General features: G+C 41.5%; 33 protein-coding genes. 8 read left to right on the plus strand and 25 right to left on the minus strand.

Features of this window, described 5'->3' with window-relative positions:
* Positions 1-611: 611 nt before the first annotated feature.
* The 4 genes from ACZ5AE_RS24040 to yugI form a co-directional block, all read right to left on the minus strand.
* Positions 612-1,775: an iron-containing alcohol dehydrogenase gene (locus tag ACZ5AE_RS24040; protein ID WP_464567019.1), complete on the minus strand. Its 1,164-nt coding sequence runs from the start codon at positions 1,773-1,775 to the stop codon at positions 612-614.
* A gap of 123 nt (positions 1,776-1,898) precedes the next feature.
* Complete coding sequence (locus ACZ5AE_RS24045; RefSeq protein ID WP_464567020.1) at positions 1,899-3,170, minus strand: Glu/Leu/Phe/Val family dehydrogenase; 1,272 nt, start codon at positions 3,168-3,170, stop codon at positions 1,899-1,901.
* Positions 3,171-3,249: 79 nt separating this feature from the next.
* Complete coding sequence (locus tag ACZ5AE_RS24050; protein ID WP_464567021.1) at positions 3,250-4,449, minus strand: ornithine--oxo-acid transaminase; 1,200 nt, start codon at positions 4,447-4,449, stop codon at positions 3,250-3,252.
* A gap of 142 nt (positions 4,450-4,591) precedes the next feature.
* Complete coding sequence (yugI, locus tag ACZ5AE_RS24055) at positions 4,592-4,993, minus strand: S1 domain-containing post-transcriptional regulator GSP13 (RefSeq protein ID WP_464567022.1); 402 nt, start codon at positions 4,991-4,993, stop codon at positions 4,592-4,594.
* A 228-nt stretch (positions 4,994-5,221) separates the two neighbouring features.
* Between yugI and ACZ5AE_RS24060 the strand changes: the two genes are divergently transcribed.
* A complete protein-coding gene (locus ACZ5AE_RS24060; RefSeq protein ID WP_464567023.1) occupies positions 5,222-5,443 on the plus strand; it encodes a helix-turn-helix domain-containing protein in 222 nt (73 codons plus the stop codon).
* A 188-nt stretch (positions 5,444-5,631) separates the two neighbouring features.
* Here the strand turns inward: ACZ5AE_RS24060 and ACZ5AE_RS24065 are convergent, their stop codons facing one another.
* A complete protein-coding gene (locus ACZ5AE_RS24065) occupies positions 5,632-5,895 on the minus strand; it encodes a DUF1871 family protein (protein ID WP_464567024.1) in 264 nt (87 codons plus the stop codon).
* Between the two features lie 91 nt (positions 5,896-5,986).
* Between ACZ5AE_RS24065 and ACZ5AE_RS24070 the strand changes: the two genes are divergently transcribed.
* Positions 5,987-7,150 (plus strand): MalY/PatB family protein, encoded by a 1,164-nt coding sequence (locus ACZ5AE_RS24070; protein WP_464567025.1) that lies wholly within the window; start codon positions 5,987-5,989, stop codon positions 7,148-7,150.
* Positions 7,151-7,278: 128 nt separating this feature from the next.
* Here the strand turns inward: ACZ5AE_RS24070 and ACZ5AE_RS24075 are convergent, their stop codons facing one another.
* From ACZ5AE_RS24075 to ACZ5AE_RS24105, 7 genes are all read right to left on the minus strand, one after another.
* Complete coding sequence (locus ACZ5AE_RS24075) at positions 7,279-7,656, minus strand: PH domain-containing protein (RefSeq protein WP_464567026.1); 378 nt, start codon at positions 7,654-7,656, stop codon at positions 7,279-7,281.
* Between the two features lie 70 nt (positions 7,657-7,726).
* On the minus strand, positions 7,727-9,139 hold the full coding sequence (gndA, locus tag ACZ5AE_RS24080) for an NADP-dependent phosphogluconate dehydrogenase (protein WP_464567027.1): 1,413 nt from the start codon (positions 9,137-9,139) through the stop codon (positions 7,727-7,729).
* A gap of 148 nt (positions 9,140-9,287) precedes the next feature.
* Positions 9,288-10,490 carry an alanyl-tRNA editing protein gene (locus ACZ5AE_RS24085; RefSeq protein ID WP_464573726.1) on the minus strand — a complete coding sequence of 401 codons (1,203 nt, stop codon included), beginning with the start codon at positions 10,488-10,490 and terminating at the stop codon, positions 9,288-9,290.
* Between the two features lie 217 nt (positions 10,491-10,707).
* Positions 10,708-11,061: a hypothetical protein gene (locus ACZ5AE_RS24090; RefSeq protein WP_464567028.1), complete on the minus strand. Its 354-nt coding sequence runs from the start codon at positions 11,059-11,061 to the stop codon at positions 10,708-10,710.
* A gap of 153 nt (positions 11,062-11,214) precedes the next feature.
* Positions 11,215-11,769 (minus strand): superoxide dismutase family protein, encoded by a 555-nt coding sequence (locus ACZ5AE_RS24095; protein WP_464567029.1) that lies wholly within the window; start codon positions 11,767-11,769, stop codon positions 11,215-11,217.
* 95 nt (positions 11,770-11,864) lie between these two features.
* The gene (locus ACZ5AE_RS24100; RefSeq protein ID WP_464567030.1) at positions 11,865-12,074 is read right to left on the minus strand and encodes a hypothetical protein; all 210 of its coding nucleotides are present in this window, start codon (positions 12,072-12,074) and stop codon (positions 11,865-11,867) included.
* Between the two features lie 79 nt (positions 12,075-12,153).
* Entirely contained in the window at positions 12,154-12,891 is a 738-nt protein-coding gene (locus tag ACZ5AE_RS24105) for a peptidylprolyl isomerase (RefSeq protein ID WP_464567031.1), read from the minus strand.
* A gap of 129 nt (positions 12,892-13,020) precedes the next feature.
* Between ACZ5AE_RS24105 and kapB the strand changes: the two genes are divergently transcribed.
* Positions 13,021-13,401 carry a kinase-associated lipoprotein KapB gene (kapB, locus tag ACZ5AE_RS24110; RefSeq protein WP_464567032.1) on the plus strand — a complete coding sequence of 127 codons (381 nt, stop codon included), beginning with the start codon at positions 13,021-13,023 and terminating at the stop codon, positions 13,399-13,401.
* A gap of 168 nt (positions 13,402-13,569) precedes the next feature.
* On the opposite strand, the gene kapD is transcribed toward kapB, so the two are convergent.
* The 10 genes from kapD to ACZ5AE_RS24160 all read right to left on the minus strand — a co-directional run bounded on the left by kapD (position 13,570) and on the right by ACZ5AE_RS24160 (position 20,600).
* Entirely contained in the window at positions 13,570-14,193 is a 624-nt protein-coding gene (gene kapD, locus ACZ5AE_RS24115) for a 3'-5' exonuclease KapD (RefSeq protein ID WP_464573727.1), read from the minus strand.
* 171 nt (positions 14,194-14,364) lie between these two features.
* A complete protein-coding gene (locus tag ACZ5AE_RS24120) occupies positions 14,365-14,745 on the minus strand; it encodes a hotdog fold thioesterase (RefSeq protein WP_464567033.1) in 381 nt (126 codons plus the stop codon).
* 116 nt (positions 14,746-14,861) lie between these two features.
* The gene (locus ACZ5AE_RS24125; RefSeq protein ID WP_464567034.1) at positions 14,862-15,119 is read right to left on the minus strand and encodes a hypothetical protein; all 258 of its coding nucleotides are present in this window, start codon (positions 15,117-15,119) and stop codon (positions 14,862-14,864) included.
* A 101-nt stretch (positions 15,120-15,220) separates the two neighbouring features.
* Positions 15,221-16,729, minus strand: coding sequence for a leucyl aminopeptidase (locus tag ACZ5AE_RS24130; protein WP_464567035.1), 1,509 nt, complete (start codon positions 16,727-16,729; stop codon positions 15,221-15,223).
* A gap of 65 nt (positions 16,730-16,794) precedes the next feature.
* Positions 16,795-17,172 (minus strand): DUF309 domain-containing protein, encoded by a 378-nt coding sequence (locus ACZ5AE_RS24135; RefSeq protein ID WP_464567036.1) that lies wholly within the window; start codon positions 17,170-17,172, stop codon positions 16,795-16,797.
* Positions 17,173-17,259: 87 nt separating this feature from the next.
* A complete protein-coding gene (locus ACZ5AE_RS24140; protein ID WP_464567037.1) occupies positions 17,260-17,868 on the minus strand; it encodes a 3D domain-containing protein in 609 nt (202 codons plus the stop codon).
* Between the two features lie 121 nt (positions 17,869-17,989).
* Positions 17,990-18,313: a YuiB family protein gene (locus tag ACZ5AE_RS24145; protein ID WP_464567038.1), complete on the minus strand. Its 324-nt coding sequence runs from the start codon at positions 18,311-18,313 to the stop codon at positions 17,990-17,992.
* Between the two features lie 132 nt (positions 18,314-18,445).
* Positions 18,446-18,574 (minus strand): YuiA family protein, encoded by a 129-nt coding sequence (locus ACZ5AE_RS24150; protein ID WP_217032071.1) that lies wholly within the window; start codon positions 18,572-18,574, stop codon positions 18,446-18,448.
* Between the two features lie 155 nt (positions 18,575-18,729).
* Positions 18,730-19,221 carry an NUDIX domain-containing protein gene (locus ACZ5AE_RS24155; RefSeq protein ID WP_464567039.1) on the minus strand — a complete coding sequence of 164 codons (492 nt, stop codon included), beginning with the start codon at positions 19,219-19,221 and terminating at the stop codon, positions 18,730-18,732.
* A 161-nt stretch (positions 19,222-19,382) separates the two neighbouring features.
* A complete protein-coding gene (locus ACZ5AE_RS24160; protein WP_464567040.1) occupies positions 19,383-20,600 on the minus strand; it encodes an NAD(P)/FAD-dependent oxidoreductase in 1,218 nt (405 codons plus the stop codon).
* A 437-nt stretch (positions 20,601-21,037) separates the two neighbouring features.
* Here ACZ5AE_RS24160 and ACZ5AE_RS24165 point away from each other — a divergent pair, with 437 nt between their 5' ends.
* Positions 21,038-22,033, plus strand: a complete 996-nt coding sequence (locus ACZ5AE_RS24165) for an NAD(P)/FAD-dependent oxidoreductase (protein WP_464567041.1) — start codon at positions 21,038-21,040, stop codon at positions 22,031-22,033.
* A 48-nt stretch (positions 22,034-22,081) separates the two neighbouring features.
* Here the strand turns inward: ACZ5AE_RS24165 and ACZ5AE_RS24170 are convergent, their stop codons facing one another.
* Entirely contained in the window at positions 22,082-23,149 is a 1,068-nt protein-coding gene (locus tag ACZ5AE_RS24170) for an NAD(P)/FAD-dependent oxidoreductase (RefSeq protein ID WP_464567042.1), read from the minus strand.
* Positions 23,150-23,411: 262 nt separating this feature from the next.
* Here ACZ5AE_RS24170 and ACZ5AE_RS24175 point away from each other — a divergent pair, with 262 nt between their 5' ends.
* The gene (locus tag ACZ5AE_RS24175) at positions 23,412-23,651 is read left to right on the plus strand and encodes a YuzB family protein (RefSeq protein ID WP_464567043.1); all 240 of its coding nucleotides are present in this window, start codon (positions 23,412-23,414) and stop codon (positions 23,649-23,651) included.
* Positions 23,652-23,888: 237 nt separating this feature from the next.
* Positions 23,889-24,254 (plus strand): HesB/IscA family protein, encoded by a 366-nt coding sequence (locus tag ACZ5AE_RS24180; protein ID WP_464567044.1) that lies wholly within the window; start codon positions 23,889-23,891, stop codon positions 24,252-24,254.
* Between the two features lie 49 nt (positions 24,255-24,303).
* Here ACZ5AE_RS24180 and ACZ5AE_RS24185 read toward each other — a convergent pair whose 3' ends face one another.
* A complete protein-coding gene (locus ACZ5AE_RS24185; protein ID WP_464567045.1) occupies positions 24,304-24,630 on the minus strand; it encodes a YuzD family protein in 327 nt (108 codons plus the stop codon).
* Positions 24,631-24,888: 258 nt separating this feature from the next.
* Between ACZ5AE_RS24185 and ACZ5AE_RS24190 the strand changes: the two genes are divergently transcribed.
* A complete protein-coding gene (locus ACZ5AE_RS24190) occupies positions 24,889-25,131 on the plus strand; it encodes a NifU family protein (RefSeq protein WP_249366610.1) in 243 nt (80 codons plus the stop codon).
* A gap of 134 nt (positions 25,132-25,265) precedes the next feature.
* Here the strand turns inward: ACZ5AE_RS24190 and yutH are convergent, their stop codons facing one another.
* Positions 25,266-26,276, minus strand: coding sequence for a spore coat putative kinase YutH (gene yutH, locus ACZ5AE_RS24195; protein ID WP_464567046.1), 1,011 nt, complete (start codon positions 26,274-26,276; stop codon positions 25,266-25,268).
* Between the two features lie 184 nt (positions 26,277-26,460).
* On the opposite strand from yutH, the gene ACZ5AE_RS24200 reads away from it, so the two are divergent.
* Positions 26,461-26,961: a phosphatidylglycerophosphatase A family protein gene (locus ACZ5AE_RS24200; protein WP_423799470.1), complete on the plus strand. Its 501-nt coding sequence runs from the start codon at positions 26,461-26,463 to the stop codon at positions 26,959-26,961.
* Positions 26,962-26,981: the final 20 nt, after the last annotated feature.

Consider the following 26,981-nt stretch of genomic DNA (forward strand, 5'->3'; position numbering starts at 1 on the left):
TTATCGAATAAGGGGTGGATTAGCAAGGGAAGCCCCCTGTTGTAAGCGTACCCAATTTTGTTGATTTTTTTACAAAAATGGACATTTTTCGTATTTGCCATTTTCTTTGCGCAAAACTCCCCTCATTGCATCTAACGGAGGTTCACTTGATTTTCTTGAAACATAAGAAGTCTTATCCTTAATTGAGTAACTAGTGATCGTAAAATAAGCGGAGTTTTTTCCGCTAAATGTAAAATAGGGCCCATAACGGCGTAAATAAGGGAAGGTTTTCCGCTTAAACAAATCAAAATCCCCAATACTGAAGTCTTTTGAGTCAATAGGGGAAATTTATACGCCTATTTAAGTTATTCTTAATCTTCTTTACTTATTAAGGGAAATTTATACGCTTATTTATCAAACTCTATTTAGAGTTAATAAACTAATACACTTACGGTTGCTTTAGTCAGATAATGAAAATTTGAAAAAAGGCTTAGAGATATTTTCATCTCAAAGCCTTATGGACTGTCCAATATACTGTGATTTATGTTGTGAAAATTATGCGATTAGGTTTGTGATTTACCATTTTGCACCTAACAAGTAATCCTGTTAGCAATATGCCTGAGCCTCTTGTTTTATAATGACGCGCGATAAATCGCCATGCAATCTTCTCTATTCAATTTGGTAAAGCTGCCAAATTCCCCGTTGGCCATGGCACGGTCTGCCATTAGGTCAAGCTTGCTGTCATCGATATCATAATCCGCTAAACGGGCAGGGGCACCGATGCTGTTCCAGTACTCCCGCAGCTTACGTATACCCTCACGGCCTGCTTCCTCAGCGCTTTTACCTTCAGCACTAACGCCAAGAACCCGTTCAGCAAGCTGCTTGAAACGTTCAGGCTTGACTTTAAGATTGTGCTCCATCCAATGCGGGAAAAGAATTGCAAGGCCGCCGCCATGCGGAATGTCATAAACTGCCGACACTGCGTGCTCTAAATTATGAGTTGCCCAATCCCCGCGGTAGCCCATATTTAAAATACCGTTTAAAGCCATAGTGCCGCAATAAAGGATGGTTGCCCGGTGATCATAGTTTTCCAGGTCTTCCAGCAGTTTTGGCGCTGTTTCCATAACTGTAATCAGCAAAGATTCGCACATGCGATCCTGAAATTCTGTTTTCTCAGTAAGATGGAAGTAATGTTCAAGGACGTGAGACATCATATCCACGATCCCATAGATGGTTTGATTTTTTGGAACAGAATAAGTATGAACCGGATCAAGAATAGAGAATTTAGGGAATGTTACTGCACTTCCCCAGCCGTATTTTTCATTAGTTTCCCAATTTGTAATGACTGAACCCGCATTCATTTCCGAACCGGTAGCAGCCAGTGTCAGTACGGTACCAAACGGAAGCGCTTCCTTCGCAAATGCTTTTTTAATGACTATATCCCAGGCATCGCCGTCATACTTTGCTCCGGCAGCTATTAATTTGCTACAATCAATTACACTTCCGCCACCTACAGCCAGAATGAAGTCTATTCCTTCTGTTTTGCAGATTTCTACCCCTTTTCTAGCCGTGGTTATACGAGGGTTGGGTTCTACTCCCGGAAGTTCAAATACCTCTGCCCCAATCTCATTTAGAATTGTCACGACCTTGTCATAAAGACCAGTCTGCTTGATGCTTCCGCCCCCATACACAAGCAGGACCTTTTTTCCATAGCGCGGAACTTCTACTTTTAACTGTTGAAGCTGATCTTTCCCAAAAATTAATTTGGTAGGATTTTGAAAAATAAAATTATCCATTTTTTTGAACACTCCCTTCCATTCTTTATTATTATGGATATTAAGTTTTTTTGCAAAATTGGCGCACAGCATCCCCCCGAGACAAACAAAAACCCGCCAGCAGGCGAGTGGTCCTTACTTCATTTAAGCCCATCCTCTAAAAAGAGATGCTTCAGCCATTTTTTGGATACCCGTCATATAGGCAGCCAAACGCATATTAATCTTTCTGCTTTGCGACAAGTCATAGACCATGTTAAACGATTGGACAATCTTTTCTCGCAGTTTATCCAAGATTTCATCCCGGCCCCAATAGTATCCTTGATTATTTTGAACCCATTCAAAATACGATACAATTACACCCCCGGCCCCCGTTAAAACATCGGGTACCAGAAAAATGCCGCGCTCGGTAAGGATTCTGGTTGCCTTAAAGGTCGTTGGGCCATTTGCCACTTCAGCCACAATCCTTGCCTTGATGGCATGTGCATTTTCTGCTGTTATTTGATTGGAGACAGCAGCAGGAATCAATATATCACAATCCTGTTCTAGTAATTCTTCATTTGTGATGACACCGTCAAAAAGAGTTGATATCGTGCCAAAGCTGTCACGCCGTTTAAGAAGGTACTCTATATTTAAGCCGTCCGGTTCAAAAAGAGCACCATAAACATCCGAAATTCCGATAATATCTGCTCCTGCTTCATACAGAAACTTGGCAATAAAACCGCCGGCATTGCCGAACCCTTGAATGATGACCCGGGCTCCCTTAAGTCTTATCCCTTGTTTTTCAGCTGCTTCTTCAATGCAGATCGCCGCCCCCAATGCCCCTGCTATATCACGGCCTTCCGAACCCCCGAGCACGAGGGGCTTCCCAGTAATGAATGCAGATGAACCATACTGTCTAAGCTTGCTATATTCATCAAGCATCCATGCCATGATTTGCGCATTCGTGTAAATATCCGGGGCCGGAATATCTTTTGTCGGCCCGACAATTTGGCTGATTGCCCGTACATAACCGCGGCTTAACCGTTCGAGTTCTCCCATTGACATGGTTCTTGGATTACAAAGGACTCCTCCTTTTCCTCCTCCGAAAGGAATACCTGCAATCCCGCATTTTAAACTCATCCAAATTGCTAATGCCTTTATATCATCTTCACAAACGCTGGGATGAAACCGGATTCCCCCGATAGTTGGCCCAAGGGCATCATTATGCTGGGCCCGGAAGCCTGTAAAAATTTTTGTCGATCCATCATCCATCCTTACAGGTATTCTCACAATGAGCGACTTCATTGGCTCAGACAGCAAATCATACATTTCTTGTTTGAATCCTAGTTTATCTAATACTTCACGAAGAACCATTTGTGTAGATGTAAGCAGGTTTAATGTCTCTTTTTCTTTTCCATCTCCAACCGTATTCCCCATCACTGCACCCCTACTATATCAAGAAATCCACATATGAGCAGCAGGGCTAAGGCCCCGCCGCTATCATGCATGAAAGTCGTTACCCTAATATTTTTTTTATTCGTTCAATTGCCCAGTCGAGTTCTTCTTTTGTGATGACCAGTGGCGGAGCAAAGCGAATGACGTTGTCATGGGTTTCTTTACACAACAGGCCCTCTTCTTTTAATTGCTCGCAATATTTTCTAGCAGGTTCAGATAGTTCCATACCAATAAACAGGCCGCGACCACGAATTTCCTTAATGTTTGGATTCTGGATTTCCCTTAGTTTCTTAACGAAATATTCTCCCAACTCCAATGACCTTTCCGCAAGCTTCTCATCTTGAAGAACGTCGAGTGCTGCGATTGATACTGCGCATGCCATCGGATTCCCGCCAAAAGTGGATCCGTGTGAACCCGGATTGAAGACTCCTAAAATCTCGTTATTAGCCACAACGCAGGAGATTGGGAATACACCCCCGCCAAGTGCTTTTCCAAGGATATACATATCCGGTTCAATGCCTTCCCATTCACAGGCAAACATTTTTCCAGTCCGTGCCAGACCAGCTTGAATTTCGTCAGCAATGAACAGAACATTATTTTTCTTACACAGTTCATATGCTGCCTTGATATATCCTTCAGGAGGAATAATAATACCCGCCTCACCTTGAATTGGCTCAATTAGGAAAGCCGCAGTATTAGACGTAATCACCGACTGTAAAGCCTCAATATCTCCGTATGGAACTAGTTTAATCCCCGGAAGCATTGGGCCAAAACCACGTTTGTATTCATCGTCAGAAGACAAAGAAACTGCCAGCATCGTTCTGCCATGGAAGTTTCCGACGCAGCCGATGATTTCAGCTTGGTTATCAGGAATCCTTTTGACATCATAGCCCCAACGCCTTGCTGCTTTTACAGCAGTTTCCACTGCTTCAGCACCCGTATTCATTGGAAGTGCCATTTCTTTATTTGTCATTTTACAAATTTTTTCATACCAAGGTCCAAGCTGATCGTTATGGAAAGCGCGGGAAGTCAGCGTAACTCTATCCGCCTGTTCCTTTAACGCTTGAATAATTTTGGGGTGACGGTGGCCTTGATTGACTGCAGAATAGGCGCTAAGCATATCCATATATTTGTTGCCTTCCGGATCTTCCACCCAAACTCCTTCGGCCTTATGAATCACAATTGGCAGGGGATGATAATTATGAGCGCCATACTTCTCGGTTTTTTCAATAATTTCTTGCGAATTTATATTTGCAGGCATTTATGAATCCTCCGTTTTCAGGCAATTTTAGTTACATTCATCTTTATTGTAGCCTAGCAGGATAAAAGAATGAATTTGTTCACAAAAATTTTAAAAAAATAAGCCTAGCCCCGGTCTTTTGCTGGGTCTAGGCTTTAATAAACTACTTTTTAATTAAATCTTCACGTTGTGACTGGTCGATCCATTCTTGAAGTTTTTCTTTTAATGTATTAAATCCTTGCTGTCCATCACCCTCTTGGATGATTGCAGCAGCCTGGCGCTTACGCGGCTTTTTAGGGCGTGCAGCTTGCTGAACAGGTGCTTCTTCTGTAGCTTTGATGGAAAGGCCAATTTTTCCAGCCTCTTCATCTACCGACAAAACTTTAACCTTAATTTCGTCGCCTACTTTCAAATGGTCGTTTATATCCTTCACATATCCGTGCGTGATTTCAGAAATATGAACAAGCCCCTGTGTATTTCCGTCCAAAGCAACAAATGCTCCATATGGTTGAATACCTGTTACTTTACCTGTTATAATACTTCCGGTTTCAATTTTTCCTGACATGAAAACACTCCTAAGTAAATAAATTATATATACCTTTTATACGCATTATAAAATTATACCACATATGCTAGTCATAATCAAAAACTAATTTCATAAAAACAAACAAAATCTTTAATATTTTCAAATTGTCAGAATATCGTAACATTAATTTTGCAATGAGATTAAAAAAAGGATTATTACCATGATATAATAATAGTAGCAAACTATCCAAAAATAGGGGTGAACAGTATGAATTCAATCGGTCATATTATTAAAGAGGCCCGTGAAAGACGCCGCATGACCCAGGAGGAACTAGCACAAAAGGTTAGAGTAGGGACTCAAACGATTGAGAATTATGAGTCAGGGGAACAAATACCAAGCTCTCAAACGATTTTAAAATTATCTACTGTTCTCGATATTCCTGCTGCAGAGCTTTTAAAAAACCATAAAGAACAATCTGTTAATGATTGATACCCAAAAAGCGGAAGCGCCTTGACGAGGGGTGCTGCAGCTAAATGATGAAAAAAAGCGGAAGCTTCCGCTTTTTTTATTTTTTTAGGTATATAACGAGGAATATGTGGAAACTATGATGACATAAGCTTTCTAGTATTCCCCCCTTTTTGAGCGGACCGCCAAACGGCTGGTTCGCTTTTTTTTCGCTAAATTGAACAGGAATCATTTGCTTGAATGGTTAACAGCTCTTCTGCCATCATCAAGCATTTTTCCAGCGGAATGACCTTCTCAAAAGAAAATTCATAGATACTCTGGATTCTCCTTGCTAGCTTGGCAGGATTATCAAATTCATGGACTGCCTGAATCACATCCGCAATCTCTGTTTCATAGCTGGCGTTTGTCAACTGAAATGGATTCCATTCATTCAATAAATCAACGATCTTCAAATTTGTATGAATCTCTTTTCTCATGTAAAAGTCTCCTATTATTTTTCCATTTTGCTTAAAATATTTTATCATAAGAGATAGGCACTATAAAATTATTTCGGGTGGTGGGACAAAGATGTCAATATTTAATGAAAGAATTGACCGAAGGAATACCTACTCAGTTAAATGGGAGGCAACAAAGCAGCTTTTTGGAGAAGAGAACCTGTGGCCAATGTGGGTTGCAGATATGGATTTCAAGCCTCCACAGGCTGTCATTACGGCATTAAAGGAGCGGGTAGAGCATGGTATTTTCGGCTATACATTTGTACCTCCCTCCACATCACAAGCAATAGCAGAATGGCTTTTGAAAAGACATCAGTGGAGGATTGAGCCGAATTGGCTTCTCTATTGCGGCGGCGTGGTACAGGCAATCAGCACGGCTATCCAAACGTTTACTGAAGAGGGAGATCAGGTACTGCTCCAATCACCAGTTTATACACCTTTTTTCGATATGATTAAAAAAAACAACAGAAAGATAGTCAATGCTCCGCTTATCCTTGATGGAGATAGGTACAGGGTTGACTTTACTGCCTTTGAAAATGCTTTAAAGCAAGGCTGCAAGCTCTTTTTGCTGTGCAGTCCGCATAACCCTGGGGGAAGAGTTTGGACCAAGGAAGAACTAAAGAAGATTACTGAACTCTGTTTAAAGTATAACTGCCTGATTCTATCTGATGAAATACATTCAGATCTGGTCTATAAAAACCATAAGCATATTCCGATTGCGTCACTGAATGAGGAAACAGCTGAAAAGGTAATTACTTTTATTGCCCCCAGCAAAACCTTTAATCTTGCCGGCCTGCACGCTTCCGCTATTGTAATCAAAAATGAGACATTGCGTATTGAATTCCAGGAAACGATGAGGCGGCAGGGGGCCTTTTCACTGAATACATTTGGCATTACCGGGATGGAGGCTGCCTATCGTGAGGGCGAAGCTTGGCTCGAGGATTTGCTGGATTATCTTCAGAAAAATAAAGATACCGCAATTTCCTTTCTTAAGGAGCATCTCCCTGATATCACCTGCATCGACTCGGAAGGAACCTATCTGCTTTGGATGGATTGCCGTAAGCTTGGACTAAGTGATAAGGAACTTCGGCAGCGCCTCCTCCAAAAAGGAAAACTGGCGCTCGAACCCGGCCCAAAATACGGGCCAGGCGGCGAAGGATTCGTCCGCATGAACATCGCCTGTCCAATGGATGATTTAATCGAAGGATTAAAGCGGCTGAAAAAAGCATTTGAATAAACGAGAACTTGCCGATTGGAGAGTCCGTTAGGAAGAAGACAGAGGAGTAGTTGAATTTATTCATTAGCAAAAAAAGTCCTGGCCCCCGCTTAGATTTTACGCGTAAAATCAGGAGGGGCAGGATTTTTTTATTTTAGTACATATTCAGCCAGTACGCTTTGCAGATCATAGATATTTAAATTTTTGTTAAATTGTTTTTGCAGCGGCAGGGCGCTGCCGGAAACCCAAATCTTTAGTTCTGCATCCAAATCGAAATTCCCGGCCGTTTCAATGCTAAAATGGGTAATACTCTTATAAGGGATCGAATGATACTCGACTTTCTTTCCTGTTAATCCTTGTTTGTCCACTAATATTAAGCGCTTGTTTGTAAAGAGGAACAAATCGCGAATCAGCTTATATGCCTTCTCAATTTGTTCATTCGGCGCCAGCACCTTTGCAAATTCCTTTTGAATTTCCGTAACATTTACTTCCGAAGCATTTCCCATTAAGCCATCCAAAAATCCCATGAAGACTCCTCCATTCTTCCACTTATCTCATTTAAGTATACAAGAAAACTCACAGAGATACTGTGAGTTTCTAGATTTCCAGCCATTCTGTATGAAAGATCCCTTCCTTATCGACTCTCTGATAGGTATGGGCTCCAAAATAATCCCTTTGCGCCTGCAGCAGGTTGGCGGGCAATACTGCTGAACGGTAGCTGTCATAGTAGGCAACGGCACTTGACAAACCCGGAACCGGAATTCCTGTCTTAACGGCAGTTGCCACCACTTCCCTGGCAGACTCTTGATAATCAGCGGTAATCGACTGAAAATAGGAATCCAACAATAAATTTTCCAAATGCGGATCGCGATCATAAGCATCCATGATATTTTGCAGAAATGCTGCTCGAATAATACAGCCTCCCCGGAAAATCTTTGCAATTTCACCTGGCTTCAGGTCCCAATTATACTCCTTGGAGGCTGATTGATATTGACTGAATCCTTGTGCGTAAGAAATGATTTTACTAAAATATAAAGTTTTTCTGATTTGTTCAATAAAATCCTGCTTGTTTCCAATAAACTTATTGTCGCGCGGCCCGCTTAAAATTTTGCTGGCTTTCAATCGTTCATCCTTCATAGCTGAGATAAACCGTGCAAAGACCGATTCGGTAATCGTTGATAATGGCACACCTAATTCAAGCGCACTTTGACTGGTCCATTTTCCCGTTCCCTTTTGTCCGGCCGTATCAAGAATGACATCAACTAAAGGCTTGCCGGTGTCAGGGTCGATTTTTGTAAAAATATCCGCAGTAATTTCGATAAGGTAGCTGTCTAGCTCTCCTTGGTTCCATTCGTGAAAAACTTCATGAAGTTCTTTTGCGGACAGGCCCAGCAGTGATTTCATAAGATGGTAAGTTTCACATATAAGCTGGATATCTCCGTACTCGATACCATTGTGAACCATTTTGACAAAGTGTCCCGCTCCATCTGGTCCTATGTATGTACAGCATGGCTCGCCATCTACCTTTGCTGAAATAGCCGTAAGCAGCGGCCCTACGTGCTCATATGCTTCTTTTTGGCCGCTCGGCATGATCGAAGGACCCGTTAATGCCCCTTCTTCTCCTCCTGAAACTCCTGCACCAATGAAAAGAATCCCTTTGTCCGCAAGCTCCGCATTCCTGCGAATCGTATCCTGATAATAGCTGTTCCCACCATCAATAAGAATATCCCCTTGCTCTAAATGTGGAAGGAGCGATTCAATCGCCTTATCCGTAATCACACCGGCATTCACCATCAACAAAATCTTTCGGGGTGTTTCCAGCGATTGAATAAATTCTCCGATGTTTGCGGTTCCAGTAATGTTTTTATCTTTATGCTGCTCTAATATTTCGTTTACTTTCTCGGCAGATAGGTCGTAGACGGACACGGAAAAACCCTTGCTTTCAAAATTCAAGGCCAAACTTCTCCCCATCACTCCGACTCCTACAACGCCCACTTGTTGTTTTGCCAATATAAATCATCCCTTCAAGTCGTTTAAAAAATTTTTCGCCATGATTTATTATAAACGAAAAAATATTTCAAACAACTCTAATACACTCATTTAGAAGATTCAATTTTAGTATTCACTTTGAAGGAATGTTCATCCAAACTTTTTACATTTATCTTGATGCCGCTTTTAGTGAATCTAGCATATGCTGCAAAAGCACCTCGCATGAAACTTGCGGGGCACCGCCTCCTTGGGCAAAGGATTCATTGCCCCCGCCTTTGCCTTTGATGAGTTCCAGTCCGCTTTGAATCAATTTATTCATCTTTTCAGTTCGAGATGCACCTCTAGCACATACAAGCTGGAGCCGGTCTTCATTTTCTGCTGCCAATACAACAAGCGCTGCAGCATTTTCACCAGTCATAAGCCTTGCCAGCTTCTGCAGTTCCTGAATCGAACGGTTTTGAAACACTTTACCAATAACACCTGCGGATGAGGACTTGTCCAGAAGCTCTTTCGCTTCATATTTTAGAAGAAGCTCTTGCTGCTGCTCCAGTTCCTTCTCCAGTACCTTCCTGCTTTCAATAAGCCGAATGGCTGCTTGTTCCATCTCCGGTTCTGGTGTATTAAGAAGTTTTGTTAAGCAAATCAGCACCTTATGTTTCTGAGATAACTGCTTCAGGACACGTTCACCACAGACAAATTGAAGGCGGACTTTTTTCTTCTGTCTTTCCCAATCTAAAATCTTAATTGCTCTTACCTCACCTGTTCCTTTCGGATGCGTCCCACCACAGCCGTTATAATCAAAATCCGGAATGATGACGAGGCGGATATTTTCCTTAACCTTAGTCTCTTTTCGTAATGGATATTGAGATAATTCCTTTTCGGTCACCCATTGTGTTTCAATCGGTCTGTTTTCTAAAATAATTTGATTGGCCAGTTCATCTGCTTTTTCTGCCTCAATTTCGGTTAACTGCTCAGTATCCAAGTCAATCGTGACGGTTTCATTACCTAGGTGAAAACCAACTGTTTTATACCCAAATAAATGCTCAAACGCCGCCGACAATATATGTTGGCCGGCATGCTGCTGCATATGGTCAAACCGCCGATCCCAATCAATTTCCCCGTTTACCTCTTTTTTCTCGAAAGGTAATGGGATCTCAAGATAATGGCGAATCTCACCATCAATTTCCTCGACATTGACCACTTTGATTCCTTCTATCAAGCCTGTATCAAACGGCTGCCCGCCGCCAGTTGGGTAAAAGGAAGTTTGAGATAACACAACGAACCAATTACCTGAAATATCCTGTTCCTGCTTTACAACTTCCGCTTTAAAGGATTTTATGTATGGGTCAGTATAGTACAATTTATTCTTCATCATAAATGCTCGCCTCCCAAGGATATTTCAATATACCCATTGTGAAAAAAAATAATCAATTAATCAAGTTAAATGAAAACTCGCCGGTAGCGAGCCTGATAGGACCAAGACCGTAGATGAATTAATACTTTCCCCTTTCCTATTAGCCAGAGAAAAACCTGCTCCCGCGTAAGGAACAGGTAAAATTGATTAAGGTCGTATTAATTTCATTGAGGGATTATTTTTTTTCTTTTCTTGGGCCAGTAGGAGTAGTCATCTGTGGAAAACCGCCCATTTGCGGGAATCCTTGCTGTGGAAAACCGCCCATTTGCGGGAACCCTTGCTGTGGAAAACCACCCATTTGTGGAAATCCTTGCTGTGGAAAACCGCCCATTTGTGGAAATCCTTGCTGTGGAAAACCGCCCATTTGTGGATAGCCATGGTAACCGCCCATCATTTGCGGGTGGTATTGCTGTGGAAAGCCGCCCATGCCGCCCATTTGTGGAAATCCCTGCTGTGGAAAGCCTGTCATTTGCGGAGACCCCATGGATCCAAACTGCCCTGGAAAGCCGCCCATTTGTCTTTTGCTCATCCTTATCCCTCCTAAACTCATTTCTCTGGTAGTGTATGTACAAATAGTGGGATAAGCATAGATAGATACCTATTCTCATAAAAAATGGGCTGTTCCCCCATTAAGCAAACAGCCTAACCTTTTTAGTCTGTTTTCTAAAGAAAAATTTTAAAACTATTGTTTTTCATCCTGGGCTTTCTTTTGGCCCGGTTTCTGTTTATCATTGGAAATCTCCCCGCAGGCGACTCTTTTTCCAGAATTGCCCGCCGGCTGCGTCATACCATCATCTTTTTTCTGGGTTACGACAACGGAGGTACCTTCCTTTGTGAACAAGGATTTCTTCCCATCCTTAAGCGTCGCATTCGGGGCCATAAGATCTACTTTAGCTGATCCGTCATCCCCGACAATTAAATTCGGCAAATCGCCGGCATGGGCCCCTTTGGGATGAAGGAGGCCATGCTCTTTGCTTTCCGGGTTAAAATGGTTCCCTGCTGATTTAAAATCGGGTGCTTTGCATGTGCCTTTATCATGGATGTGAATAGCATGTACCCCCGGTGTCAGTCCCTTTAGGTTTCCAGTTAATTTCACCCCGCTTGCCTGCTCAGCCAATTCCAGCGTTCCCAGCGAATCTCCTGAAGCATTATACATGTCCACATTCACCTTTGTAATCGTCTTTTCCATACATCCCGACAGAAATAGGAGCGGAATGAACAGGCAAAGTTTTTTCATATTTATGGTTCCCCCCAAAATAGACAATTTGCGATTAGTATGAACAATCGAATATTGTCCTATTCCCGCTGTGCCAAAAAGAAAAGAACAGCTTTTTAGCTGTTCTTTTGTGGAATGTTATTTTGTTCAAGCTTTTTCTCTAATTCTTTTGCCTTCATGGCTTCCCGCTTTGAAATTTTTATGATAAAGCGAAACGTAAGAATGGCTGCCACAAAGAAAATCGCAAAGCTGATAACTGCCGGGATATATTCTGATTTATCTTCCGGAAAGTATAAAAATAAGGATAGAATAAATGGCTGAAACATATTAATCTCCCTTTCTACAGAGACCTGTCTAAAGCCTAATTATACAATAAATGATGTTTCAGACCAATTTTTTATTCTCCTATTTTAGGACTTTAATATGCTTAATTACAACATCTGTTTCCGGCTTGTCCTTAGCATCAACCTTTGTACCGGCAATTTTATCAACAATATCCATTCCCTCAACCACTTGACCAAAAACAGTGTGCTTAAAGTCAAGCCATGGAGTCCCGCCATTTTCAGCATAAGCCTCGATCATTTCCTTTGGATAACCAGCTTTTTCTAATTGGGACTGCATAGACGGATCAAGCTTAGTGCTTTGAACAATAAAAAACTGACTTCCGTTCGTATTTGCCCCTGCGTTTGCCATTGACAACGCCCCCCGCAAATTAAACAGGTTTTTCGAGAACTCATCCTCAAACGGCTCGCCCCAAATACTTTGGCCGCCTGTTCCGTTCCCGTTTGGGTCCCCGCCTTGGATCATAAAGTCCTTAATAACTCTGTGAAAAATCAGTCCGTTATAATAACCGGCCTCGCTATGTTTAACAAAATTTTCTACTGCTTTTGGAGCGTACTCAGGAAATAATTTAATTTTGATATTTCCCATTGAGGTTTCCATTTCCACAAGCCTTTCATTCTCAGCTACTTCTGTTGTAAGCTGCGGATAAACTGTATTTCCCACTTGCTGCTCTCCTTTCTTCTGTTCAGTTTTTGGTGCGGCAGTGTCCGATTTACTTTCTTCCGTCTTATTACTTGTTCCGCATGCTGCCAATAGAACAACCATGAAAAAAGAAATAAAGATATGTACTTTCCTTCTCATACTAGCTTCCCTCCATTCTCTCGCTTTAAACGAAATTATTATTTTTTGGCATCATGTTTTTAATTTATTATTTTTCGTAATAAAATGGAAGAAGCTAAGGAATGAATTTTGGAGTTAGGAGTGTTTATTGTGTCAGAGTTAGAAATAGGAACGATTGTAACGGGGATTTATAAGACAGGAAAATATATCGGTGAAATCACGGATATAAGACCACAAGCCTATTTGGTAAGGGTTTTGGCTGTTGCGAAGCATCCAATGCAGGGAGATTTACATAATCCTAAGGATGCTGATGTTATGATTTTTCATGAAAGACGGGCCTTAGCCCACCGGGAACAGGCGAATATTCCGAAACAAATGGTCAAACCCTTCGAAGGAGACGTACCTGAATATTTATCATCACTGAAGGAAGCATGCGGCAAAATGAGAATAGACCTAGAGGAAATGCAAACAAAATGGGCTGAAATGAGCCTGAACATGCTGGATTCTCTTGAGAAGGATTATTTTAAGTAAGCCGAAATAAAGGTCATTAATGGAGAGGAAGGACGGGGCGGGGAGACCCCGCAGGAGCTTTAGTGACAGGAGGCTCCCCGGACCGCCCGCGGAAAGCGGAGTGCCTGAAGCAGAAATCAACTCCCTATAAAATACTAAAGGCCAAATCCATTAAAGTGATTTGGCCTTTTATGCGAATTCATTTAAGAGCTTTGAAAAATCAATACGATCACCAATGGTCGTTGGTTTTGGCTTTTCTAAATAGCGTTTATCCTTTTCTACCAACTTGAATATATTATAGGTAGTCAACGCATCATCCAAGGCCCGGTGGTGCCTGCCTGTCCCTTCCTTCCCATATTCCTGAACCGCTTTCCAAAGTCCGGTTTGATTTTGGTCACCGAAGAATCGTTTATACTCCATAGATAAATCTAATTCTGCAGCATGGAATGGAAAAGCAACGCCTGCCGCTAGACAATTCTGGCGAAGTACCTTCATATCCATATTTCCCCATGTAACAATGCTGGTATCCAATTTATTTTTATTAAATTCCTCGAGCTTTCGAATAAACTCAAAGAAGGGTAACCCTGTGTCCACTTGCTGCTGCGTAATATGTAAGAAGGACTTGCAGCGTTCGGTTAACTTTGGAAATTTAAGCGGTGTAACAAAAGAGGAAAACTGTTCGGTAATATGATCGTCCACAACCGCAACAATTCCAACCTCAATAATTTCCGCAAAAAAGTCCTTCATTCGAACATTCCGTTCAGGCATCGTAAATTCAAAATCAATAAACAAATGCTGCCGCGCTGCCTTCATCATTTTCACCCGCCTTTCGATTTAAGTCATCTTATTACATTATATAATGATACCTGTACAAAAAATTGTGCTCATTTCTTACATTATAGCACGAATTTGAAGTAAATTTTTTAAATTTTTGTACAATATAGTAAAAAAGGATGGGAAATAATCCCCCATCCCCACTTATGGCTATTTCTTTTTAATGACAGCCATCGTGCACCTTGATACACAAATGAGGCGGTCCTGCTCGTCAGTAAGTTTAATATCCCAAACCTGTGTCGTCCTCCCTTGGTGCAGGACAGTTCCGACAGCCGTAACCACTCCCTCATGTTTGGAACGGACATGATTGGCATTAATTTCAAGTCCTGCGACAACCTCTGTCTCCTGGTCGACTAACTCATATGCACCCACACTTGCAACCGTTTCCGCCAAGGCAACTGATGCCCCGCCGTGCAAAATTCCAAATGGCTGGCGGGTGCGTTCATCGACTGGCATAGTAGCAATAACTTTTCCCTTTTCAAGGTGGGTAACTTCAATTCCAAGTGCTTGTAATAATGTATTTCCTATCATGTATTTTCCCTCCGATATGTATTTGGTCCACATTAACCTATTCTCGTTTTTTGAACAATTTCCTTTATATTTTTTAAAAAGAAAAAACAGCTCGCGCTGAGCTGCTTTCTCAAATATTAATAATAAGGTGCACCAAAACCAGGGTAGCCAAAGCCTGGATATCCGAAGCCTGGGTATCCGAAGCCCGGGTATCCGAAGCCGCCATAGAACGGCGGTCTGAGAGCCAAGGAAGCACCAATTCCTCCGCCTATTCCCCCACCGATTAATCCTCCTAAAAATCCAAGCCCGCCTATTGCTAACGGCAAGCCCCATCCCCAGCCTCCTAAAAATCTTTGGTCCTGAATTGGATAGGGACTTCGATAATATGGGTACATGAAGGCATTTCCTCCTTTTCCTTTATACTTGCCTATACTAATTCATATGCGAGTACTATTGGTTTGGAGTGGGCGGGCTTAGCCAAAGGCAAGCCCCTTTCCTATTTTTCGATAGGTTCGAACCGTTCAACAAAAAGGGCGAGCGTTCTGGTCATGACACCTGTTGCCCCTGCAGGGCCAAGTGCATGGGATTTTGATGTCGTCGCTGTCCCGGCAATGTCCAAATGAACCCAAGGTGTATTTTCAGCAAATTCGCCGATAAACGCTCCGGCAACAATAGCATGGCCTTCGCTGCCTGGAGAATTGTTAAGGTCAGCCACTTTACTATTCCTGACCCGTTCCTTTTCACTTTCAAACAGAGGCAGCTGCCACATCTGCTCGCCTGCTTCCATGGCGGCTTCCAATACTTGCTCATATAACAACTCATCATTTGTCATAGCACCTGTGGTGTTTAAACCAAGAGCAGTAATAACGCCTCCTGTCAGGGTAGCAACATCCACCAAGTATTCGGCCCCATGATGCTTTGCATAGGTTACAGCATCAGCAAGGACGAGCCGGCCTTCCGCATCTGTATTTAAAACCTCAATTGTCTTCCCGCTCATAGAGGTAATTACATCGTCCGGTTTAAAGGCATTTCCGCTAATCATATTGTCTGTTGATGGAATAACAGCAACAACATTCTGCTCTGGTCTAAGCTCACCGATAATTTCCATGGCACCGAGTACAGCGGCTGCACCGCCCATATCAGATTTCATTCCAACAATGCCGGCCTTCGTCTTAATGGAGTAGCCTCCGGTATCGAAGGTGATCCCTTTTCCAACAAGGCCGATGACATCCTTCCATTCTTCTTTACCTTGATATTTTAATACAATCATTTTTGGCGGCTCTATAGACCCTTTATTGACAGCGAGTAAAGCCCCCATACCCAATTTTTCGATCTCAGCTTTATCGAGGATTTCTGCCTCAAAATCGTACTTTTTAGCAAGTTCAGCCGCATAGTCAGCCATATCGGTGGCTGTCAGCATATTACCTGGAGTGTTAACGAGCGTGCGGGCTGAATTGGTTCCCTTGCAAAAGGCATATCCAACCGTTAATGAGGCTACTATTTCCCCCGCATCAACAGTGTTACAATAAATCGTTAGATGTTCAAGCTTCTTCTCAGGTTCATTTGATTTTTGCTTATAGCCATCGAACTGATAAGTAGCTAGACCTAATGCCTCACTTAGCGCATGAGCAGCATCCGGCCCATCCACCTTTTCGCTAATGAAAGAATCCAAATATACGGACGCTTCTGTCTGCTTGCCTGCCTTTAACTCTTTGAATAGCTGTCCAAAAGCCTTTCTTAATTTATCAAAGGATAGTTCCTTTTCTTTGCCAAGTCCGACAATCCAAAGCCGCTTAGAACCAATTTTGCCAAAACTATGTACTTTGTTAATTTTATTTAGCTTTGCCGAGATATCCCCAGCTTTGACGAGTTCTGTCAACTGCCCATCAAAAGCCTCATCTAGTTTGGACAGCAGTCCGGAAAACTTCTCCGGTTTATCCGCTAGACCAATAACTAAGCTTTCATGCTCAGCTGATAAATCGAATTCTTTTTTTACATCAAACATCTTGATCGACCTCCGCTTCATGATTCGAATTCATTATACCGAATCAGGGAATTTATTTCGATAAACTAATCATCCTCCAAATACAAAAACATTTGTGGCAGCTTTGGCAATTCCCCCACCTGTTCAAACGGGACACTGTCTATGTCTTGAGGAAATAGAGCCAAACATTGATCAATAAATGGATAGACCTTTTCCAAGTCCAGCCCCCAAAACTTAGGACGGTACGCCTGCAAGTAGCGGTGAGCTGTAGCCATCATGGATCTGGCACCTTTCACATTTCCGTACTCATAGTGATAAATGGCCACACTCATTTGCAATAATCCTTTTAAAAAAAGATTATCCCTATCAATCAGCCACATTTCCTCGAGCAGGTCGTGGCAAGTGTAATAATCCCCTTCATTAAAGCTGACAAAAAACTCATAATACTCAATTGGATAATCCATGAACCCACCTGCCCCTAAGCCTTTTTAATCATTTTATTAAATAGTTTTTAAGAATTCCACAAAAAACAAAAACAGGCACGGGGCCTGTTATTTTTTTTCTGAGCTTGTATATTGCTGCCTGAAGACCTGCAGGGATTTATCTTCGTTTAATGCTTGCAGCTGTTCTTCGGTCAGTTTTCCATTTCCTTTTTGAACGATATATACATCGACCGTTTTCTTGCCCCAGTGGCGGTAAACATCCTCAACTGTTTCATAATAAAGGTCCAGGCGATTTCCCTTTATGGCGCCGCCTTTATCTGCGACCACTCCATACCCATACCCTGGAATAAAGAGAACGGTCCCAATTGGAAAAACAGTTAGGTCGGCTGCAATAGTTGAAAACAAATCGCGCTTTACTTTAACACCAGAATAAGTGATTCCATATTCGGGGTGGCCCTGATTTTTCCCGGTGGATTCTGCCCCAGCCGTATAGCCGGTCGCTGTCACGGTATGTTTAGGGTATTGGGACCAATCAATGGAATTCTCCAGTGTTTGGGCAGGCGCGGTAACAGCCTCGCTTACCGAATTAGCATTAACTAGATGAAAAAACATGGTCTGCAAAGGTAAACCTGAAATAGATTGGAACGTCGCGAATAATGCCAAAAAGAACAAAATAATCATAGCAAATCGTTTCGTCCAATTTTTCACTTTATTCATTCTTTTTTTCACTCCTCCCAAAATATTCATTCCCAAGTAGGAATGAATTATTCAAAAAAGGAGTGAAAAAAATTACCAATTATATTTTATATTAAAAAAGACCTTCATAATATGTGAAGGTCTAAAACATTTGATAACCATTTTTCCGTAAGAATTTAATGGTAAAACCTGCGGCGATTGCTCCGGCCAGACCGCTAGATAAAATGAGGACATCTGCAGTGGCTAAGGAGCCCAGTCTGTGTACTAAGTCTAAAAAGGCTGCCTTGCTATCGGTAAAATATTCAAAAAATGAGACTTTATCTATGATAAAAATGGCGACTATTGGATAAACGACCGCCATAATCCACGACATTCTTAAAAGCATATTCAGAATAAAGCCAATTCCAAAAAATAACACAAAAAATAGTACAATTGAAATAATCAAGACAACAATGCTCATTTGCATTGAAACTCCCCCTTTGCATCAACATATAGTGTACTCAATGTCCATGTGAGAGTCAATATTAACAGCATTTTAACAAAAAAAATAGCCCTTCGAGTCTTCGAAGAACTGGGTTGGCTTTTTTCCTAGGCACGGTTATTTTTCAACTTTCTTGCCAGTGCCGCCGCAGCTTGCGCAGGTTTCCGTTCCGCCAAGAACCAATTGAAAATAGCCGTTTCCGGAACAATAATCACAGGTTTTTGTGTCAACACTTTGAACTGTCATTATCATCATCCCTTTCTTATTGACTCAATTTTCTGATAATATACCAAGTATTTAAATAAAACGAAAGAGCGAAATTCAGGCGATTTGGACGGAAGAAAACGGATACACCCCCCGTTTCCTTTCATTTTCTAAGCGTGACGTAAATTTCTGAAAAATTAAAAAAATAATTTATAAGCGGTATAACCAAACTGGTCACCAGGATTTACCCCATCGATAACAGGCTTTTCCAGTAAATCCTTTCGCCCGATCAGATACTCCAAAAGAATCGATGCTTCCTTTTCCTTCAGCAGTTCTTCCGGAGCCATAAATCTAGCTTCGTACAATTCATAGTCCTGATGGGTGATGTCCATTTTCCCGACTGGTTCAAGTAAAAACAGCAGCATGTTATCACTAATCTCGCTTTTAATGACACCCGTACGCAGCCCAATCAGTCCTTTAACCGTACAAACAATCCCCGTTTCTTCCTCCACCTCTCGAAGCACGGCTTCATCTGCCGTCTCACCTTCTTCCACAAAACCTGCGGGGAGGGACCATTTGCCTTCTAACCCGCCATACCTCTTTTTAACTACCAGCCATTCCCCTGCATCAGATTGAACTAAACCGGAAACAGCCAACCAGACCTTCCCTCGTTTTTCCTTACTGCTCATAATTTTCCCCTTTCTTAAGCTTTTATAACTATTCTAAAAAAATGAAAACTCGCCGATTGGCGAATCAAATAGGAAGAAGACAAAAGCGTAGTTGAATTATTACTTTCTTATTAGCCAAAAAAGGACAGGCGGCCCTGTCCTTTTTTTGTTACGAAAATTTATTAAAAGATATTAAATTTACCTTTTTTCAATACGAGACCAGCCCCGCCAATCATGTAAAGAGAACGGTTATCGACTACTTTCTTCATGAAAGAAGCACTAGCCCCTGTTATTTTCTTACCAAAAACAACCCCAATTGCGTCATCTTCACCAAGAGAGCAGACAGTACCTTTATTATCAAACTTAAATTCTTCAAGTTCACTCTTATTACGCACAAGTGATGCAATATTACGCGCGCATACCTCACCCTGCTGCATCGCAATCTGTGCAGTCGGTGGATATGGGCGGTTGATTTCTTCATTAATAACCAAAGAACTGTCGCCAAGGATAAAGACATCATCGAAACCAGGAACTCTTAAGTCTGGCTGTACTTTAACACGGCCTCTCATTGCTTCAAAACCAGACTTTTCAATAACAGAGTTTCCACGAACACCAGCAGCCCAAACAACAGTACCCGCTTTGATTTCACGAGTCTCCTCTTCACCTTTTGCAACTAGAATACCTTCAGGGGTGCATTCCTTAATCGCTGTTCCAATTAAGAATTCTACACCCTTACGTTCTAATTGCGATACTGCATACTTGACTAATTCAGGGTCAAATCCAGGCAGAACAGTTGGTGCAGCTTCCACACAGATAATTTTCACTTTATGCTGATCGACATCGTATTCATGACATAATTCCGGAACACGATTGGTCAATTCTCCAAGAAACTCAATTCCTGTGAAACCGGCGCCGCCGACAACGATTGTCAGGCGTGTATCATCTTTTTCCTCTTCCATATTGTAAGTGGCAAATTGATATTCTATATGCTCACGAAGCAAACGGGAAGAATTTACATTCGTAATACCGAAAGCATATTCCTTCAAGCCTTTGATGCCGAAGGTTTCAGGCTCCCCACCAAGTGCTATCACAAGATAATCATATTCAATTTCGCCGTTCTCTAAAATTACCTTCTTTTCATCCTTCTTAATCTCAACAACGGTACTTTGAACAAAGTCAACCTTGCTGCGATCAATGACATTGCGAATATCATAACGAACCTTATCGTGGTGCAATGTTCCGGCCGAGGCCTCATGCAGCCAAGTGGTTTCATAGTGGTAATCATTTTTGTTCACTAAGACAATATCCGCTTCGTTAACACCAAGGTGCTTTTGCAAGCGTACAGTCGTCATTAGCCCGCCGTATCCCGCTCCGAGAATAACAATTTTAGGCTTTCTCAACGTAATCACTTCCACCCTTATAAAATATTTTTATAAATCCTCTTTTTCTTATCTTCCACAGCTTTGGTGATTATTATTTTGGTTTACTGGAAAATGTATGTGATATAATTCACGAACGAGGATAAAAATAAAGAACCTAGCAAACATAAAGTTTGGGAAATCCAAACAAATGCCATTTTGTGAAAAACAGAGCAAGACATTTCACAAAAAAATTGTACCCGTTTTGTCACAAAATCTTAACAATATATCCACAATACATCATATGCTACTTCTAACCGAAATTCAAGCAATTTATCGAATATATTTATCACAAAAATAGTATAAATTTTCACAAATCATTATTCATTGTCATAATTTTCTAAACAGATATATGAGGATTGACATATTTTATGTTATGATATGAGTGGAATCGTAACTACTAGTTGGGGGGATACGGAGTGCAAGATCAAAAGGTTTATGATATTACCATCATTGGAGGAGGCCCCGTCGGTCTTTTTACTGCCTTTTATGGGGGAATGAGACAAGCATCCGTTAAAATTATTGAAAGCCTGCCTCAATTGGGCGGTCAATTATCTGCGCTTTATCCGGAAAAATATATTTATGATGTTGCCGGATTTCCAAAAGTACGAGCACAAGAATTAATAAATAACTTAAAGGAGCAAATGGCTAAATTTGAGCCAACCGTAGCCTTAGAGCAATCTGTTGAAAAGCTTGAAAAGCAGGATGATGGAACCTTTAAATTAACAACAAACAAAGAGGTTCACTATTCTAAAACCATTATTATCACTGCAGGAAATGGCGCATTCCAGCCTCGCCGTTTGGAGCTTGAAAGTGTTGCTCAGTATGATGGCAAAAACCTTTATTACTTTATCGATGATTTGAATCAATTTTCCGGACAAAAGGTTGTTGTATTTGGCGGCGGCGATTCTGCGGTTGACTGGGCATTAATGCTTGAGCCAATTGCCGAAAAAGTGACGATTGTTCATCGCCGTGACAAGTTCCGCGCCCATGAACACAGCGTAGAAAACTTAATGAGTTCCAAAGTAGATGTAAAAACACCCTATATCCCTGCAGAATTAATAGGTAATGAAACTGGCATTAAACAGGTCGTTCTTGAAACCGTAAACGGAGAAACTAAAGAAACTGTTGACGTTGACGCCGTTATTTGTAACTATGGCTTCGTTTCCTCCCTCGGACCTATTAAAGAATGGGGCCTCGAAATTGAGAAGAATTCAATTAAGGTTAATTCTAAAATGGAAACCAATATCCCTGGAATTTATGCCGCTGGAGATATCTGCACTTATGATGGAAAAGTAAAATTAATTGCCTGCGGCTTCGGTGAAGCCCCGACTGCTGTTAATAATGCAAAGGCATACATGGACCCCAAAGCAAAAATCCAGCCACTTCACAGTTCTTCCATGTTCGATAAATAATTATTAAACTAATTCAAAAGGCGTCCAAAATAGGACGCCTTTTTAGTATTATCCGTTATGGAATTTGTACATCCACAGTACCCCTGATTTAAGCAGACGGGCGACTCGGCCGGTTAAAGGCCGATCTGCCAGCATAGCAAAGCCATGCTTTTTCCCTAATGAACCAAGAACTCCCTTTAATTTGATAGGAGGGAAAGCATCAGGCAATTCTTCGCCGTTCCAGCGCTTTTTTAAAACTTCGACAATCTGTTCGGCTTGTCCTTCTGCTAGCTGTGCACTTGGAGCATGCGGCAGACTTGCACAATCCCCTACAACAAAAACATGCTGATCATTAGGCAAAAAGTGCTGCGGGGTTAACACCATTCGTCCGGAACTATCTTTTTCCCCCTCCATTTCACGGATAACTTTATTCGCTTGAATCCCTGCTGTCCACACAATTACATCACAAAAAATGGACTTGTCATGGTTATAAAGGGTGTTTTCCTCAACTTTGGTGATATTGGAATTATTAATGATTTCAACATTATGCTTTACAAACCAGTTCTCTACATATTTGCTCAACCTGTCGGGGAATGCAGAGAGAATATGCTTCCCGCGGTCAAATAATTTAATTTGCAAATCATCGCGGCTTTCGCTTAATTCGCTGGCAAGCTCCACCCCGGATAGGCCTGCGCCAACAATACCAACGACAGAACCAGGGGGTAAATTATTCAGGACAGAATAGGTTTCCCTTGATTTACCGATACTTTGAATGCTATAGGTATATTGATCAGCACCCGGCACACCATGGTATTTATCTTCACAGCCCAATCCGATAACGAGGTCATCATAGCTTATTGGCTGAGCGTCTTTTAACAGGACAATTTTTTCTTCTCTGTTAATCCCGCTGACTTCCCCAAAAACTACCTCAAGTCTAGGATGCTCCGGGAAGGAAACGCGTATTTCTTTGTCTGAAATCGTCCCAGCAGCTAAAGCATAGTATTCTGTTTTTAAACAATGGTAAGGAACACGATCCACAAGTGTGATGGTCACGTCCTCCGGCAGGTTATTAGGAAGAAGTTCGGAGAGAATCTTCATGCCTCCATAACCGCCTCCAAGAATGACTAATTTTTTCATGCTTATTTCCCCTTTGTCATAACTGTACTATAGATTTTCTATTTTTTTATTTTGTTCAGAAAGACAGTATTTCAATTGAAATTACGAGTGGGATATTATTGAAATAGATATTCCGTCCATTTAACACACAAATATGAGTATAACGAAAATATGGCTAAATAACAACACATTTAAGTACATCTTGACAGGTTTGCTAAGAACGTGATAATTGACGAAGCAGCCTAAAAGCGGTAGGATAAGAAGTTGTGGAGAGGTGAAGGTAATGATTAAGCCTATCATTGAATTTTGTGTCAGTAATCTTGCTAGTGGGGCACAGAAAGCACTAGAAATATTAGAAAAAGATCCAAATTTGGATATCATTGAATATGGATGTCTCGGCTATTGTGGTAAATGCGCATCTACTCTCTATGCGCTTGTGAATGGGGAAATTGTTACGGGTAAAACCCCTGAAGATTTGGTGGATAATATTTATCAGTATCTCGAAGAAAATCCTATGTTCTAATACAGAAAAAGCGGAAGCGCCTTGAACAGGGGCACGAGGCTAGACGAGCCTTCTTGACGGATTGGCTGTAGACCTGCGGGCCGCTAGGCGCTGGAGCTAGACATATAATGGGGGCTTGCCGCTCCCTTTTTTATATTGGCAGCATATCCTGTTAGTAGTAATCGTATAAGTTGAGTAGTTTTCAGCTAGTGTATATACTAAGTTTATAAGCCTCAAATTTTTAAGGAGGGGTCATTTTTGAGTAAAGATATCGTTATTTTAACAGAAGCAGCATCACTGCAAATTAAAGATATGATGAAGCATAATGAAGAGGAAGGCGCTTTTTTACGAGTCAGTGTTAAAGGCGGCGGCTGCAGCGGCTTATCGTACGGCATGGGTTTCGAGCACGAAGTTAGTGAAGATGACCATCAATTTGAACAGTTTGGCATAAAGGTTCTTGTCGATAAAGAGAGTGCACCAATTTTAAATGGAACGAAAATCGATTACAAGCAATCGATGATGGGCGGCGGGTTTACGATTGATAATCCTAACGCGATTGCGTCTTGCGGCTGTGGTTCATCTTTCCGTACCGCAACGGCGGCTGGATCACCTGAAGAGTGTTAAGGCTTTGTTTTAAGATCAGAGGCTGTCTTACAAGACAGCCTCTTTCCTCTTATATCGCCTTGTACCCGTACTTTTCCAATTCCGAAAAAATAGTTTTTAGACGAGGGTTACCCTCGCCAACCACTTTATCCTTTATAACTACAACCGGATAAAACATATCCTCTTCAATTACCCTCTGGGCAAATTGCGATTTTTCGCTTTCTTCTGGCGGCTGAAAAATATCTACATAGGTCATTTTAACAGGCTGCTCCGGGAATTTTCTAGCAATCGCTGCTTCCAGCCATTCAAAGGTTTCCTTCGAGGATGGCAGATTAACACAACTTGGGCAGAGCACTGCTGCACCATATAGGACAATTTCCACTTCCGTATATTCCATAAAACCATTCCTTATGTTTTTCTTTTATTTTACAATATGGCACCTTCAAAACCTAAGAAAATGACTTCTTTTGACTCTTAGTAAAGAAGAATAAATTTTCCCCAAAATTTATCCTTTATTAACGTATAAGTGCAGCTGCACCTCTGTCCCCGCCCTTAGGGGCTTGCCAATCGGCGAGTTTTCTTTATACATTTCGCCAGATTCTGAGAATGGATTTTTCCTTGCATCGACAGTATAATATAAGTAGGAAAGGAGTCGATGAAAGTGTCAGAACAGGAAATGTTTGAACAAGTACAAGAAGTATTAGATAAATTACGCCCATTTCTTCTTCGCGATGGCGGAGACTGCGAACTAGTTGATGTGGAGGAAGGCATTGTTAAGCTTCGCTTACTTGGCGCTTGCGGATCTTGCCCAAGTTCTACCATCACACTAAAAGCAGGTATTGAACGGGCTTTACTAGAAGAAGTACCTGGTATTGTTGAAGTCGAGCAAGTTTTCTAAAAATAAATTAAAACTACCAATTGGCGGGTCCAAAAGGACGAAGACAGAGGCGTAGTTGAATTTATACTTTCTTATAGCTAATAATAAAGCGATTGCCTGAGAGCAATCGCTTTTTTGTATTCAGTTTAAGCCCATTAAGAATATAACCAATCCAGTTGCGGCAGGCTTAAGTGTTTCGCCGGCGCCCCTGAAATATGAAAAAAGCCTGCCAGAAAGCGTTCGTACTCGGAGGACTGCCGCAAAATTTTTCCTAGAGTTTCCTCCAACAGCTTTTTTTCCTGTTCCGAGCGGGTAATATAATAATTTTCTACACATTCGAAATAATGGAGCGGAAATATTAAACGGGCATATAAAAGGCGCCATGAAAAAGAGGACAATGGCGATATCCCCTGATATTCATCGTAAAACTGTCTTAGCTCCATATCATATGTTTGGATATTATGAAAATATTGTTCCCTTGTCCACTCAGCCAAGTCACGGCTGCGGTGGTCGAATATCCATTCAAATGGATTTCTGATCATATATTGTCCGCCCCACGTTTTTTTCGTGAAACGTTCATGGCAAACCGTCCCGCTATCAGTTTCCACGGGGGAATCATCAATTTCCGTATCCACTAAATATTGAATAGCATTCTCTGTTAATCCCATGTAATACGGAAAGGACTCAATAAACAATTTTTCAAATTCATCCTCAGGTGTTTGAAAAAGCAGGCCACTCCACACTTTTTCCATCTGTTCCAACCGTTTTTCCCAAATCCCCTTCCATTGTCCAACTCTGCTCGACCGCTGAATCTGAAAAGGCACCCTTCTGCCCCGCTCATGAAATTTTGCCAGTTTCCGCCCCATTCTCGAGATTCGCTGCTGCTGTTCCATCTGCCGGTTTACTAATACGCAATATTTATTTTGCTCCCAGTTTGTAATATAACTGCCATCCTTAGTCTGCATGAATGCAGGGACATTTTTGTCACCCGTCTGGCGCATATGCTCTGCAAGACCTGCCAGTTCTTGCAAATCCTCCTCCTCTCTGCCTCCAGGATTTCCAATCAAATACAGCCAGCCGTTTCCTCTTAGTGCATCAAAAGCATCTATTTTAACCTGTTCGTCAGCCTTGATTCCATACTGATCCTCCAGCATTTTTCGCAGCATCTTTTCCACCCCTTCTTCTTTTCACCTTTAAGTCATATATATGAGTAAAGCCAAGAAAACTTGTTGTCTTCCTTATCGTAAAAACAAGCTGTAAAGTTTTTTATTTGATTCATGAAAGGATAATTGCATATCATAAGTTAATAGAGCAATTATAGAAAAATTTACAGAAAAGGTGATATAAGGGATGGCAGAACAAAAAAAGACAAATGTTGTTCAGGAAACGGCTCGCAGGTTGTTAAAAGAAAGAGGGGTAGAAATTCAAGATATTGCAAATTTGGTTTTTTATCTTCAGGAAAAATATCATAAAAACCTGCAAATGGAAGACTGCATTGCGAACGTAGAAAAGGTACTTACTAAAAGGGAAGTTCAAAATGCCATTATTACCGGAATCCAGCTTGATGTCTTAGCCGAAAAAGGGATGCTTGAGGAGCCGCTGCAATCAATTATTGCAACAGACGAAAGCCTCTACGGGGTTGATGAGATTCTGGCTTTTTCGATCGTGAATGTTTATGGATCGATCGGCTTTACGAACTACGGTTATATTGATAAGCAAAAACCTGGTATTTTGGCACACTTAAATGATAAATCAACTGGTCAATGCCATACCTTTTTAGATGATATCGTCGGCGCCATCGCCGCTGCCGCCTCAAGCAGACTGGCACACGCTGCTGCCAATTGTGAATAGAAATAATATAATAGTAAAAG

The sequence above is a fragment of the Neobacillus sp. S1227 genome (assembly GCF_055385255.1).